This window comes from Kitasatospora sp. NPDC058218 (assembly GCF_042882445.1).
Classification (GTDB): domain Bacteria; phylum Actinomycetota; class Actinomycetes; order Streptomycetales; family Streptomycetaceae; genus Kitasatospora.
The window spans coordinates 28,916-41,993 of the sequence record NZ_JBHVWC010000053.1; the positions used below are offsets into that span (position 1 = coordinate 28,916).

10 protein-coding genes are annotated in these 13,078 nt (G+C 75.8%); 4 read left to right on the top strand and 6 right to left on the bottom strand.

The window, feature by feature from the left end; translation table 11 throughout:
• Positions 1-338 precede the first annotated feature (338 nt).
• Positions 339-2,036, top strand: a complete 1,698-nt coding sequence (locus ACFVYI_RS29580) for a GAF domain-containing protein (RefSeq protein ID WP_387891352.1) — start codon at positions 339-341, stop codon at positions 2,034-2,036.
• Positions 2,037-2,079: 43 nt separating this feature from the next.
• Here the strand turns inward: ACFVYI_RS29580 and ACFVYI_RS29585 are convergent, their stop codons facing one another.
• The 4 genes from ACFVYI_RS29585 to ctaD all read right to left on the bottom strand — a co-directional run bounded on the left by ACFVYI_RS29585 (position 2,080) and on the right by ctaD (position 6,105).
• Complete coding sequence (locus ACFVYI_RS29585) at positions 2,080-2,586, bottom strand: pyridoxamine 5'-phosphate oxidase family protein (RefSeq protein ID WP_387891268.1); 507 nt, start codon at positions 2,584-2,586, stop codon at positions 2,080-2,082.
• A gap of 91 nt (positions 2,587-2,677) precedes the next feature.
• The gene (locus tag ACFVYI_RS29590; protein ID WP_387891271.1) at positions 2,678-3,400 is read right to left on the bottom strand and encodes a response regulator; all 723 of its coding nucleotides are present in this window, start codon (positions 3,398-3,400) and stop codon (positions 2,678-2,680) included.
• Positions 3,401-3,569: 169 nt separating this feature from the next.
• Positions 3,570-4,103 carry a hypothetical protein gene (locus ACFVYI_RS29595; protein ID WP_387891272.1) on the bottom strand — a complete coding sequence of 178 codons (534 nt, stop codon included), beginning with the start codon at positions 4,101-4,103 and terminating at the stop codon, positions 3,570-3,572.
• A gap of 163 nt (positions 4,104-4,266) precedes the next feature.
• Complete coding sequence (gene ctaD / locus ACFVYI_RS29600) at positions 4,267-6,105, bottom strand: cytochrome c oxidase subunit I (protein ID WP_387891273.1); 1,839 nt, start codon at positions 6,103-6,105, stop codon at positions 4,267-4,269.
• Between the two features lie 570 nt (positions 6,106-6,675).
• Here ctaD and ACFVYI_RS29605 point away from each other — a divergent pair.
• Complete coding sequence (locus ACFVYI_RS29605; RefSeq protein ID WP_387891276.1) at positions 6,676-7,683, top strand: DUF2278 family protein; 1,008 nt, start codon at positions 6,676-6,678, stop codon at positions 7,681-7,683.
• Positions 7,684-7,824: 141 nt separating this feature from the next.
• Here the strand turns inward: ACFVYI_RS29605 and ACFVYI_RS29610 are convergent, their stop codons facing one another.
• Complete coding sequence (locus ACFVYI_RS29610) at positions 7,825-8,370, bottom strand: pyridoxamine 5'-phosphate oxidase family protein (RefSeq protein WP_387891277.1); 546 nt, start codon at positions 8,368-8,370, stop codon at positions 7,825-7,827.
• The gene (locus ACFVYI_RS29615) at positions 8,367-9,209 is read right to left on the bottom strand and encodes a sigma 54 modulation/S30EA ribosomal C-terminal domain-containing protein (RefSeq protein WP_387891279.1); all 843 of its coding nucleotides are present in this window, start codon (positions 9,207-9,209) and stop codon (positions 8,367-8,369) included. Before ACFVYI_RS29615 ends, ACFVYI_RS29610 begins: the two co-directional genes overlap by 4 nt.
• A 628-nt stretch (positions 9,210-9,837) precedes the next feature.
• On the opposite strand from ACFVYI_RS29615, the gene ACFVYI_RS29620 reads away from it, so the two are divergent.
• Both ACFVYI_RS29620 and ACFVYI_RS29625 read left to right on the top strand, forming a co-directional pair.
• The gene (locus ACFVYI_RS29620; RefSeq protein WP_387891281.1) at positions 9,838-12,747 is read left to right on the top strand and encodes a type 2 lanthipeptide synthetase LanM family protein; all 2,910 of its coding nucleotides are present in this window, start codon (positions 9,838-9,840) and stop codon (positions 12,745-12,747) included.
• 116 nt (positions 12,748-12,863) lie between these two features.
• The gene (locus tag ACFVYI_RS29625) at positions 12,864-13,055 is read left to right on the top strand and encodes a hypothetical protein (RefSeq protein ID WP_387891284.1); all 192 of its coding nucleotides are present in this window, start codon (positions 12,864-12,866) and stop codon (positions 13,053-13,055) included.
• Positions 13,056-13,078: the final 23 nt, after the last annotated feature.

Below are 13,078 nucleotides of genomic sequence, written 5' to 3' on the forward strand. Positions count from 1 at the left end.
TGCGGATCACGGGCCGGTGCTGCCGGGCGGCGCGTGCTGACGCACCGTCCGTTCCTCCACCCTCGTACCGGGGCGGGATGGGTGCCAGGGTCGGCGGGCCCTCCCACCGGGGCCGGAAGTCCCACCGGGTGCGTACACGACGGACCCCGCCGTCCCTGGTGGGCGTGCACGGGCACTACCGTTGATCCGACATTCCTCCCGGCCGGTCGGCCGGGGACGGAACGGATCGGGACGGGACCTTGAGGAGGACGCCGGTGGGCGGCGCGGACGGTACGCGGGCGGGCACCGGCGGTCCGGCGGACAGGGCGCCCGGCGGCGGGGCCGGGGCGGGCGCGCGGATGCCGCAACTGCGCCTGGACGAGCTGCTGGAGGAGCTCCAGTGGCGGATCGACGCGGCGCGCGGCACCCGCGACCGGGTGCACAGCCTGCTGGAGGCGGTGCTGGCGGTCGGCCGCGAACTCGACCTCTCCCAGGCGCTGCACCGGATCGTCGAGGCCGCCGCCGACCTGGTCGACGCCCGGTACGCGGCCCTCGGTGTGATCGGCGCCGACGGGCACACGCTCTCGCAGTTCCTGACGGTCGGTCTGACGACGGAGGAGATCGAGGCGATCGGACCGCTGCCGGCCGGTCACGGGATCCTCGGCGAGCTGATCCGCCACCCGGAGCCGCTGCGCTGCCCGGTGCTTTCCGAGCACCCGGCCTCGGTCGGCTTCCCCGCCCACCACCCGCCGATGCACACCTTCCTCGGGGTGCCGGTGCGGGTGCGCGGCGAGGTGTTCGGCAACCTGTACCTCACCGACAAGCGCGGCGGCGTGGACTTCGATGCCGACGACGAGGCGGTCATCTCCACCCTGGCGGTCGCGGCCGGGGTGGCCATCGACAACGCCCGGCTGTACGAGGAGGCGCAGCGCCAGCAGCGCTGGCTGCGGGCGAGCGCCGAGATCACCCGCAGCCTGCTGTCGGGCGCGCCCCGCCTGGCGGTGGTGGAGCTGATCGCGCGCCGGGCCCGGGAGATCGCGGGCGCGGAACTGGCGGACGTCTCGGTGGCGCTGGCCGGGCCCGGCGAGCGGGCGGGCGAGCTGACGGTCGAGGTGGCGCTGGGTGGGGAGGAGAGTGCCCGGCTCGGGGTGACGGTACCGGTCGACGGCACGCTCTCGGGCGCCGCGTACGCCTCCGGATCCCCGGTGACCAGCGAGGGGCTGGCGGTCGACGCCCGGTTCGCGGCCGGGCCGCCCGGGCGGTTCGACGGCCTCGGTCCGGCCGTGGCGGTGCCGCTGGGCACCGGGGCCGGCTACGGCCGGGGCGTGCTGCTGCTGGCCCGGGAGTACGGGCGGCCGCCGTTCACCGCGGAGGAGACCGGCCCGCTGCTGGGCTTCGCCGACCAGGCGGCGCTCGCCCTGGAGCTGGCCGAACGCCGCCGGGACGCCGAGCAGTTGACGCTGCTGGAGGACCGCGACCGGATCGCCCGGGACTTGCACGACCTCGCCATCCAGCGGCTCTTCGCCACCGGGATGACGCTGCAGAGCGCGGGCCGGCTGATCGAGAGCCCGAGCGCGGCCGACCGGGTCGGCCGGGCGGTCGCGGACCTGGACGAGACGATCAAGATCATCCGCTCGACGATCTTCGGACTGCGCGCCCACAACGAGCCCGACCGGAGCCTGCGGGCCCGCGCCACCCGGGCCGTCGGCGACGCGCAGGCGACGCTGGGCTTCGCACCGCGGCTCAGCATGGAGGGGCTGCTGGACACGGACGTGCCGCAGGAGCTCGCCGAGCACGTGATGGCCGTCCTCGGCGAGGCGCTCAGCAACGCGGCGCGGCACGCGCGGGCGAGCCGGGTGGAGGTCGCGCTGCGGGCGCTCGGCGGCCGGGTGGCGCTCACCGTCTCGGACGACGGGATCGGCGTGCCGGCGGGCGGGCGGCGCAGCGGCCTGCGCAACCTCGCCGAGCGGGCGGAGCGGGCGGGCGGGAGCTTCACGGTGCAGGCGGCGGAGGGCGGCGGCACCCGGGTGGTGTGGGAGGCCCCGCTGGGGGTGTGACAGCGGCCGCCCAGCCGGGCGGCCGGGGGCCGACCGTCGCCGGTCAACCGTCCGTGGTCAGGCGCCGGCCGACCACCAGTTCCGGGCCGATCCGGATCAGCACCCACCCCGGATCCGTCCGCCGCGCCGCCCCGTCCGCCCCGTCCACCGAGATCGCGTCCACCGCGTCCGCGCCCGCCGGGCTCGCGTCGACCGGGTTCGCGTCCACCGACGCTGCAGGCCGCAGCTCCGCGCGGCCCAGGACGGTGACGCACCAGCCGGTGCCGTCGGCGCTGCTCAACTCGTCCGCCTCGAACGCGATCACCGCGCCGTCCACCGCCCGTGCCAGCTCGGAACCGGCCCGGGCGGACAGCAGCACGCCCCCGACCGCGTCCAGCCGGAACCGCACCGGGAGCACGGCCGGCAGCGCGCCGACGGTGTAGACCACCCGGCCGACCTCCGTCCCGGCCAGCAGCTCCAGCGCCCGGGCCCGGTCGAGGTCCCGCACGCCGGACGGTCGCCGCCCGTCCGGTTCCGGCTGCACGGACGGCGCTTCACGATCGGGGTTCATGCAAGTGATGGTCACTCGCCGGGCGGGGCGGGGCGAGGGCCGATGGTCCCGTCGAGGGTCCTGTTCGTGACCCCGTCCCGCACCCGGGGGTTCAGCCGCGCGGGCCGCCGAAGGTGCGCGGCTGGGCCGGCTGGGCGGCGGACCGGCCCGGCCCGGTCGCGATCAGCGCGGCCTGGACGCGCCGCTCCACGCCGAGCTTGGCCAGCAGGCGGGAGACGTGGTTCTTGACCGTCTTCTCGGCGAGGTAGAGGCGCTCGCCGATCTGCCGGTTGGTCAGGCCCTCGCCGATCAGCGCCAGCACCTCCTGCTCGCGCGCGGTCAGTTCTGGACCGGTCACGGCGGGCTGCGGCGGGGCCGCGTCGCTGCGCAGCCGGTTGAGCAGGCGGGTGGCGGCGCCCGGGTCGAGCATCGAACGGCCGGAGGCGACCGTTCGGACGGCGGCGACCAGGTCGGTGCCGCTGATCTGCTTCAGGACGTAGCCGGCCGCTCCCGCCATCACGGCGTCCAGCAGCGCCTCCTCGTCGTCGAAGGAGGTGAGCATCAGGCAGGCCAGGTCGGGCATCCGGGAGCGCAGTTCGCGGCAGACGGACACCCCGTCGCCGTCACCGAGGCGAACGTCCAGGACGGCGACGTCGGGGCGCAGGGCGGGGACGCGGACGAGCGCCTGCTCGGCGGTGGCGGCCTCGCCGACCACCTCCAGGTCGGGTTCGCCGTCCAGCAGGTCGTGGACCCCGCGGCGCACCACCTCGTGGTCGTCCAACAGGAACACCCGGACCGGTGCCGGGCCGTCGGTACCGGCCGTCTTGCTCGCCATCTCGCGGCTCCACCTTCCTCGCGCCCGGCACACTGCTGCGGGCCTCCCGCATCATCGCCGACCGGCGGCCGTCGGCCCAGGGCCCAACGACCCCATTGCACCGGGCACTCCGGCACCGGCCGGCACGGCCCACCGGCCGGCGCGGCCCGCCCGGCGTCCGTCGCACCGGTCAGGGCCGGTGGCGGCGGGCGTTGCCGAGCCCGGTCAACAGGAACGCCGCCGAGACCACCACCGCGCTGCCGGCCGCGGCGGCGAGCCGGGGGGCGGACGATCCGCCGCCGGCGAGCAGCAGGGCGAACGCACCGAGCGAGGCGACGGCCGGACCGACGAGCAGCCAACCCGCCAGGACCCGCGCGACCGGGCGCGGGGCCGGCGGCACGGGGCCCGCGTCGAGCATCGCCCAGCGCAGGCCGGACTCGCGCTGCTCGCTCCGGCGGTAGCGGTAGGCCCGGACCCGCAGGATCACGCCGGCGACCAGGCCCGCCAGCACGATCTGCGCGGCGGGCTGCCAGTCGGGCACGACCAGCAGCAGTCCTGCGGCGAGCGCGAGCCCCGCCCACCAGACCACGCAGGCCGCGGCGGTGGTGCGGGCGGACCAGGGGCGGTCGTCGCCCGCCCGGAGGTCGGCGAGGGCGGGCAGGTACCAGACGCAGCCGGCCGCGGTGAGCGCGGCGGTACCGATGGCCAGGACGGTGTGGGACATGCCGAGTGCTCCTCAACCGGGGGTCTCCCGGGGCGGCCCGGGCGGGTGGAACCGTCCCCGCCCGCCCGGGGCAGCGAACGGGCGGGGACGGCGTTTCGGGGTGGACCGGCCGGCGGCGGGCAGCGCCGCCGGCCGCGATCCGTCTGGATCCCTCTGCGGTCCTTCAGCGGTCCGGTGTCCGGTCGCCGCGGCGCACCGATCGGCGGACCGGCGGGGCCGGGGCGTCGTACCGGGCCGGGGTGACGCCGGCCAGGTGCTTGGCCGGTTCACCGTTGTTCTCCAGGAAGTCCAGCGCCGCGATCTCGGGGTGGTGGAGGTCGAACGCCGGGGATTCGGAGCGGATCCGGGGCAGGGTGACGAAGTTGTGCCGCGGCGGCGGGCAGGAGGTCGCCCATTCCAGCGACCGCCCGTAGCCCCACGGGTCGTCCGCCGTGACCCGCTCGCCGTACTTGGCGGTCTTCCAGACGTTGTAGAGGAACGGCAGGATCGACAGGCCCAACAGGAACGAGCCGAGGGTGGACACGGTGTTGAGGGCCGTGAAGCCGTCCGAGGCGAGGTAATCGGCGTACCGGCGCGGCATGCCCTCGGCGCCGAGCCAGTGCTGCACCAGGAAGGTGCTGTGGAAGCCGATGGTGAGGGTCCAGAAGCTGATCCGCCCGAGCCTCTCGTCCAGCATCTTTCCGGTCATCTTCGGCCACCAGAAGTGGAAGCCGGCCATCATCGCGTACACCACCGTGCCGAACAGGGTGTAGTGGAAGTGCGCGACGACGAAGTACGAGTCGGAGACGTGGAAGTCGATCGGCGGCGCCGCCAGCAGCACGCCCGTCAGCCCGCCGAAGAGGAAGGTGACCAGGAAGCCGACCGTCCAGAGCATCGGGGTCTCGAAGCTCAGCGAGCCCTTCCACATCGTCCCGACCCAGTTGAAGAACTTCACCCCGGTCGGGACGGCGATCAGGAAGGTCATGAAGGAGAAGAACGGCAGCAGCACCTGGCCGGTGACGTACATGTGGTGGGCCCAGACCGTCACCGAGAGGCCCGCGATCGCGACGGTGGCGGCGATCAGGCCCGCGTAGCCGAACATCGGCTTGCGGGAGAAGACCGGGATGACCTCGGAGACGATCCCGAAGAACGGCAGCGCCAGGATGTAGACCTCGGGATGGCCGAAGAACCAGAAGAGGTGCTGCCAGAGCATCGCGCCGCCGTTGGCCGGGTCGAAGACGTGCGAGCCGAACTTGCGGTCGCACTCCAGCGCCAGCAGCGCGGCGGCCAGCACCGGGAAGACCATCAGCACCAGGACGGAGGTCAGCAGCACGTTCCAGCAGAAGATGGACATCCGGAACATGGTCAGACCCGGGGCACGCATGCAGATGATGGTGGTGATGAAGTTGACCGCGCCGAGGATGCTGCCGAACCCGGAGAGCGTGACGCCCATGATCCACATGTCGGCGCCGACGCCCGGCGAGTGGATCGCGTCGGAGAGCGGCGCGTAGAGGAACCAGCCGAAGTCGGCCGCGCCCTGCGGGGTCGCGAAGCCGGCGGCGGCGATCAACGAGCCGAGCATGAACAGCCAGAAGGCCAGCATGTTCAACCGGGGGAAGGCGACGTCCGGCGCGCCGATCTGCAGCGGCGTGATCCAGTTGGCGAAGCCGGTGAACAGCGGCATCGCGAACAGCAGCAGCATCACCGAACCGTGCATGGTGAAGGCCTGGTTGAACTGTTCGTTGGAGAGGATCTGCGTCCCCGGCCGGGCGAGTTCGGCGCGCATGACCAGGGCCAGGACGCCGCCGATCAGGAAGAACCCGAACGCCGACACCAGATACATCGAGCCGATCGTCTTGTGGTCGGTGGTCGTCAGCAGCCTGACCAGGGCCGAGCCGGGCCGACGGCCGGCCCGCGCTCCTGCCGGCCGGGCGGCCGACGGCGACGGCGCGCTGTCGCCCTGTGCCTCGATGGCGCTCAAGGACGCACTCCTTCGAACTTCTGCGGATGGATGGCGATCCATGATCAGAACTCGACGGCCTTGCGCCCCAGGGCCGTTGGGCCCGGCGACCCCGGGTCGCTGGGCCCGCGTTCCGGACGGTGACCCGGGACCTCCACCGGGCACCCGGCCCGAACCCCCGGCGCGACCACTCCACCTACGACGTCGGCCAGAGCGCCTCGCTCTACCACCCGCTGGGCGGCCCGGTCACCGGCACCACCGACGACTACGCCTACCGGTGGCAGTTCGACGACCCGGCCAGGGCGCCGGTCTTCGCCTTCGCACGGACGCGGCGCAGAGAGGCGGCGCAGGGAGGCGGCAGGAGACAGGGGCGAGCGATGCCCTCCGACAACACGGGCCCCACCGATGCGGGGCGCACGAGTACCAGGCTCGCCGGTACGAGCCCGGCTGCGTCCAGCCGTCGCTGCGCGACCGTCTGCGGTCCGAAGGCCGCACGCGATTCGTCCGGTCGGCGGCTTCCTCCCCGCGTGGACCGGCTGCGATGGTGGACAACGGTCCGGAAGGCACAGGTGTCCTGGCCGACCAGCGGCGCCGGGACCGATCCGGCGGACCGAGCACGTTGGAGGATGACGGATGCCCCTCAAGAACTACGGCGTGCTGGCCGCCCGAGCCGTCGACCGGCACCGTGAGGGAGGCACCCACTCGCCCCACTACGAGGTCCGCCTCCGCGACGACGGTGGAACCGACTACCGGGCCGCCGTCAACGTCCGGTCGAAGGACTCGCCGCACGAGTTGAGGTACACGGTGGTGGACGACTTCCGTCACCCGCTCACGCAGCAGCTCCCGGCGGCGGGCAGCGGATGGAAGGAGCTGACCGGACAGGCGGGCGGCGCAGCTCTCGACTTCATCCGTGGCAACCTCTTCGGCCCCGCCTCCATGCGGGTGCTCCCGCCGGACCTGCCCGGCGTCGACAACGACCTCTCCGACGTGTTCGACCACTACGTCAAACGAGCCATCGCGGACCAGGCGATCGCCCTCTACGTCTTCGGCGAGCGTTTCGGCCCCAAGCCCCAGGAGCGCGACGTCGTCTTCCGGTTCCAGCCCGCCGACGGCGTACACCAGGTTCACATGAACCAGGGCAACAGCGCGGACCACCGCTCGGAGGACGGGGTCTGGCAGGACGGCGGGCTGCTCTTCCACCTGCCCGCCGAGGACCGGTGGGTCGCGGTGTTCCTCGCCTTCCAGTCCCAGAAGTGGCACACCGACCCCACCACCGGCCACGCGATCCCCGAGGCACCGGAGCAGCCCACCGACCACGAAGAGCCCCTGCGGATCATCGCCGCCCTGGTCAATCCGGTCGGACCGGCACCGGGGGCCGAGACCGTGACACTGCTCAACGCCTCCGCCGCCGCCGTGGACCTCACCGGCTGGCGACTGGTCGACCAGCAGCAGCACCCGCTCCCGCTGCCGTCCCGGCAGCTGCAGCCGGGCACCACGGTCACCGTCGCCGGCGGCAACGGCTTCCAACTCGGCAACCACGGCGGGACGATCACCCTCTGTGATCCGGTCGGGCTCAAGGTCCACGGCGTCGCCTACACCGCACGCCAGGCCGCGCCCGAGGGCCGGACGATCACCTTCTGACCCGCGGGAGCCGTGTGACGACCGTCGGCCGTGGTCGCCATCGACCCGTGCGCTCCACCAGGCGCCCGGTGATCGAGGACCATCCACCCCCCGGCACCACCGGATCGTCGCATCCGGACGGCCCATCGAAGCGGACCGGCGCTACGAGCCGGCGGCCCCGGCCTCGGCCCCGATCCCGGCCCCGCCCGCGGTCAGGCGGTAACCCGTCACCAGGTCCGGCTGGATGGCCACGGTGTGGTCGGTGGCGGCGTCCACCCAGGGCGTCAACAGCGCCCGGTAGCGGGCCAGTCGGACGGGGTCGGTGACCGGGCGGGCGTAGCCGGTGACGACCACACTCCACCCGAGCCGGGTCTGCGGATCGATGGCGTCGGCCTCGTAGGCGACCACGACGCCGGCCCCGCCGGCCCCGAGCGTGGCCGCACCCAGCGCGTCCGCGTCATGGGTACGGATCACCACGGTGTCGTCGACGAGCAGGTGGTTGACCGGGCGGACGGCCGGCAGCGCCCGCACGGTGAACACGATCCGCCCGAACGGCGCGCTGCCCAACAGCCGCAGCGCCTCGGCCCGTTCGATCGGCACCAGCCGGCGCGGCGGCGCCCCGGCCGCTGGCGGCCGACGACGGCCGGGCGGCTGCCCGGCGAGGCGGCGCAGCGTCCGCAGCCGGTGGCGGACGGCCTCGTCGCTCACGGCGTGGCCGCGATCAGGCCGATCAGGCCGTCGAAGCGGCGGTAGAGCACCCGGCCGCGGCGCGTCCCGGGCTGGGTGAAGAACAGGAACGGCAGGTCGGCGGCGCAGAGCCGGTCGACGGCCCGGGCCTCCGTCAGCTCGGGTGCGCCGAAGGGGCTGAGGGTGAACGGGACGACCGGGCGGGTGGGCGGCCCGGCGGCGGCGGTGCGCGCGAGCCGGTAGCCGGTGGGGCCGATCCGGTAGACGACGGCGTCGGTCTCGGTGGCCGGGTCGGTGAACAGGTGGATGTCGAAGTCCATCGCGTCCATGGTCCGGGCCGCCGCGTCGGGCGAGCACCAGACCAGGTGGGCCTCCTTGCGCCGCACGATGTGGCGCGGCCCGGCCGAGGACGGGAGCGCGGTCCGCAGGACGCCGGCGCGCGGGAGGCCGGTGCACGGGTGCGCGCCGAACGGCGAGGCCCCGGCGGAGGCCGGCGGCCGGCCGGCGCGCGACGCCCCGCCCTGCGCGGGAACCGCGGAGAGCAGGCCACGCCCGCCCGCCCGGCGCGGCCACGGCAGCGGCGTCCAGCCGGTGGTGACGGCCGCGATCCGGGCGCGCAGCCCGTCGGCCAGCCGGTCCAGGACCGCGGCCCGGTCGGTGGCGGCCTCCTGGACGCGGATCCGCCGGCCGTCCACCTCGGCGTTGACCTGCGCCAGCACGGTCACCGCGCCGACCGGCCGGATCCGCACCCGGACCGTCTCGACCAGGGCGTCCGCCCCGCTCACCACTGCGGCGATCCGGGCTCTGGCGTCGATCGCGACGCCTCGCGACAGCCCCTCGTCCACCTGTATCGCGACCAACTCGCCCACCTCAGGCCTCTCCTGTCCAGTCACGCCGTTCGCCGTCCCGTCACGTCTTCCCACCGGTGCGCCCCGCACACCCGTGCGGCGCTCACGATCCCGCTGCCGCGCGGCACCGGCAAGGGCCGAACGACCCGTCGGCGCCCGCCACCCGGCCCGGCCGCGCACCCGGGCCGCGCACCCGCCCGGCGCGGCCCGCACCCGCCCGGCACGACGGGCGACCCCGGACCCCAGGCACCGAACCGGGCCCCGCCCCACCCGGCGGCCGCCCGGCCACGCCCCGGATCATGCGGGCGGAACGCCACAAAGATGGGGGCCCGCCCCCCATGCCCCGGTGGCCACGGCAGGGCAATGATCAGCACCGAGGGCGGCGGCTTCGACGGCGCCGCGGCCCTCTCGCGGCATCGGAGGTGCGGTGGTGGCAGAGGTGGACGCCGTGCGCAGAGCGCACCCCGACGGGGGCGGCGCACCGGTTCAGGGCCCGGTCGCACCGGCGTCCGCCAAAGCCGCCACGACGCCGCACCCTCCGATGCCCGGCGACGCTCCGGTCCGGGTCCGCACGGTCGCGCCGGCACCGGCACCCGGCACCCGGCCGGCCCGGACCGTGCGGGCCCGGGCGGACCGGCCCGTGTGGTGGGAACGGGCACTGACCCCCGGCCTGCCCCGACCGGCCGGCCGGCCCGACTGGGCCGCCTTCACGGAGGCCACCGTCGCCGCCGCACCCGCCCGGCCGATCGTGCCGCGCGCCGCCTACCCGGGTCTGACCGGTTTCGCCCTGGTCCTCGCACCGTTCGCCGAACGCGCCCTCGTCCGGATGCAGGCCGCCCTCGACCCGGCCACCCACCGGTCCGGCCGGTCCGGCCACCTGGACGTCCTCGCCCTGCGGGCCGGCTTCACCGCCCGCCTCACCGAGCGCCTCGGCCGGATCGCCGCCCGCACCCTGGTGCTGGAGCTGCACACCGCGCGGGCCGGCGGGCGGCTCGCCGGCGTCACCCCGCAGGAACGGTTCCGCTCCTTCCTCGCCCTCACCGCCCGCCGCGACGGCCTCGCGGCGCTGCTGCGCGAGTACCCCGTCCTGGCCCGGCTGCTCGCCCAGGCCTGCCTGGACGCCGCCGACGCGCACGCCGAACTGCTCGGCCGCTTCGCCGCCGACCGGCCGCTGCTGGTCGCCGGCCTGCTGCGCGGCGCCGACCCCGGGCCGCTGCTGGCCGTCGAGTCCGAGGCCGGCGACCGCCACCGGCGCGGCCGCGCCGTCGCGGTGCTGCACTTCGCGAGCGGCGCCGCCGTCGTCCACCGCCCCCGCCCGCCCGCCGCCCACCGGCACTTCAACACCCTGCTGGACTGGCTCGACGCACAGCCCGGCGTGCCCCGGCTGCGCGCGCTCGGCCTGCTGGACCGGGGTGGCCACGGCTGGACGGAGTTCGTCGAGGCCCGACCCTGCCTGACCGGCTACGAGGTCGAGCGGTTCTACCGGCGCCAGGGCGCGCTGCTGGCGCTCCTGCACGCCCTGGACGGCACCGACCTGCACTACGAGAACCTCGTCGCCGCCGGGGACCAGCCCGTGCTGGTGGACGTCGAGACGCTGTTCCACCCGCCGGCCCGGGCCTGCCCGGCGCAGGACCCGGCAGCCCGGGCGCTGGAGGAGTCGGTCCACCGGGTCGGCCTGCTGCCGCAGTGGCTGCTCGGCGACGACGGCGCCGTGGACGTCTCCGGCATCGGCGGCGGTGGCCGGCGGGCCACCTCCCCGGTCGAGGGGGTGGACTGGGCGAACGCCGGCACCGACGAGATGCGGCTGGTGCGGCGCACCCGACCGCTCGCCGAGGCCGGCAACCGGCCCTGGCTGAACGGCGCGCCCGCCGACCCGGCCGAGTACACCGAGGCGCTGGTGGCCGGCTTCCGCGCCGGCTACACCGCCATCACCGCCGGGCGCGACCAACTCATCAGCCCCCGAGGGTTGTTGCGATCCTTCGCCGAGGCCGAGGTCCGGGTGGTGCCGCGTGCCACCCGGGTGTACGCGCGGCTGCTGGACGAGTCGACCCACCCGGACGTGCTGCGCGACGCCGCCGCCCGGGGCGCCGTCCTGGAGCTGCTGCGCACCGACGCCGTCGCCGACCCCGGGCGCCCGGAACTGGCCGACCACGAACTCGCCGACCTCCGCCGCGGCGACGTCCCGCTCTTCACCACCCGCCCCGGCAGCCGCGACCTGTGGACCTCCTCCGGCCGCCGGCTCCCCGGCGAGCTCGCCGAGACCGGCCTGGCCCGCGTCGAGGCCAAGCTGGCGGCCCTCGGCGAGGTCGACCGCAAGGACCAGGAGTGGATCGTCCGGGCGGCGATGGCGGGCACCGCCGCGACTCCCGCGCACCGCCCCGGCCGGCCCGCGCCGGAGAACGTCTGGGCCACCGCGCCCGAACCCGAGCAACTCCTGGCCACCGCCCGGGGGGTGGGCGACCAGCTGGTCGCGGCCGCGTACCAGGGGCGCTCGCGCACCAACTGGCTCGGCCTGGAGCTGCTCGCCGACCGCTACTGGCGGGTCCGGCCGCTCGGCGCCGACCTGGCGGGCGGGTACACCGGCACCGCGCTGTTCCTCGCCCAGCTGGCCGCCCTCACCGGCTCCGACCGCTACGCCGAGGTGGCCCGCCGGGCACTCGCGCCCGTTCCCGGCCTGCTCGACACCCTCGGCGCGCACCCCGACCGGCCGGCCGCCGTCGGCTCGGGCGCCTTCGCCGGGCTCGGCGGGATCGCCTACGCGCTCACCGAGATCGGCCGCACCCTGGACGACCCGCTGATCCGGCAGTGGACCGGCCCGGCCGTCGCGCTCACCGCGGCCGCCGCCGCCCGCGAGACGGACACCGGCGTGCACAGCGGCACCGCCGGCGGGCTGGTGGCACTGCTCGCCGTGCACACCGCCACCGGCCGGCCCGAGGCGCTGGCCGCCGCGGCGGACTGCGCCGACCTGCTCGCCGCCGCGCCGGTGCCCGCCGGCACCGGCTTCGCCCACGGCTCCGCGGGCACCGGCTGGGCGCTGCTGCGGTACGCGGAGGCCGTCGGGGAGCCCGTCGACGGCCCGCACCACCGGGCGGGCCTCGCCGTCCTGCACGCCGCCACGACCGCCCGCGCCCGGGAGTCCTCCTGGTGCCGGGGTCGGCCCGGTATCGCCCTCGCGGTGGTGGACAGCCCGCTCACCCGCGCGGACCGCCGGCTCACCGAGTGGGCCCAGCGGGCCGTCCGCAACACCGCGCGCGCCGCCCCGCCGGCCGACCAGAGCCTGTGCCACGGCGAGTCGGGCGTGCTGGAGCTGCTCGGCCGCAGCGGCCCGGCGGCCGGGCGGACGCCCTGGGTGCGCCGGGCGGGCGCGCTGCTGGCCGGCGTGGACCAGGACGGTCCGCGCTGCGGCACCCCCGGGTCCGTGCCGCACCCGGGTCTGCTCACCGGCCTGGCCGGGATCGGCCACGGGCTGCTCCGGCTGGGCTTCCCCGAGCGGGTGCCGCCGGCCCTGCTGCTCCGCCCCCGCCCCCCGGCCGATCGGCCGGCCCCCTGACCGCACCGCCGTTCACCGTCCACGAGGACCGCAGCGGCGCGGCGGGCGAGCACCGCTCGCCCGGCTCCACCCACGCCATGACTCGCTTTCAACGACGAACGGGAGTACCGCACCGCATGAACGACACCGATCTGGCACTGACCTGGAAGCAGCCGGACGCCCGGCCCGACGAGGCGGTGGACCACCCCGCGGGGGACATCCGGCTGCGGGCCGGCGGTGGGCTGGGCCTGCGTTCGCAGCTGCTGTCCGCCGCCGGCGGCACCGCGGCAGCGGCCTTCGAGTTCCCCACCATGACCGTCCCGATCTGACCGCACCGGGGCGTCGGGCACCA

What these genes read in the sequence shown, in the direction of transcription:
- ACFVYI_RS29580 (WP_387891352.1), top strand. Translation starts at nt 339, where the DNA reads ATGCCGCAACTGCGCCTGGACGAGCTGCTGGAGGAGCTCCAGTGGCGG.
- ctaD (WP_387891273.1), bottom strand. Translation starts at nt 6,105, where the DNA reads ATGGATCGCCATCCATCCGCAGAAGTTCGAAGGAGTGCGTCCTTGAGC.
- ACFVYI_RS29585 (WP_387891268.1), bottom strand. Translation starts at nt 2,586, where the DNA reads ATGAACCCCGATCGTGAAGCGCCGTCCGTGCAGCCGGAACCGGACGGG.
- ACFVYI_RS29595 (WP_387891272.1), bottom strand. Translation starts at nt 4,103, where the DNA reads ATGTCCCACACCGTCCTGGCCATCGGTACCGCCGCGCTCACCGCGGCC.
- ACFVYI_RS29625 (WP_387891284.1), top strand. Translation starts at nt 12,864, where the DNA reads ATGAACGACACCGATCTGGCACTGACCTGGAAGCAGCCGGACGCCCGG.
- ACFVYI_RS29605 (WP_387891276.1), top strand. Translation starts at nt 6,676, where the DNA reads ATGCCCCTCAAGAACTACGGCGTGCTGGCCGCCCGAGCCGTCGACCGG.
- ACFVYI_RS29590 (WP_387891271.1), bottom strand. Translation starts at nt 3,400, where the DNA reads ATGGCGAGCAAGACGGCCGGTACCGACGGCCCGGCACCGGTCCGGGTG.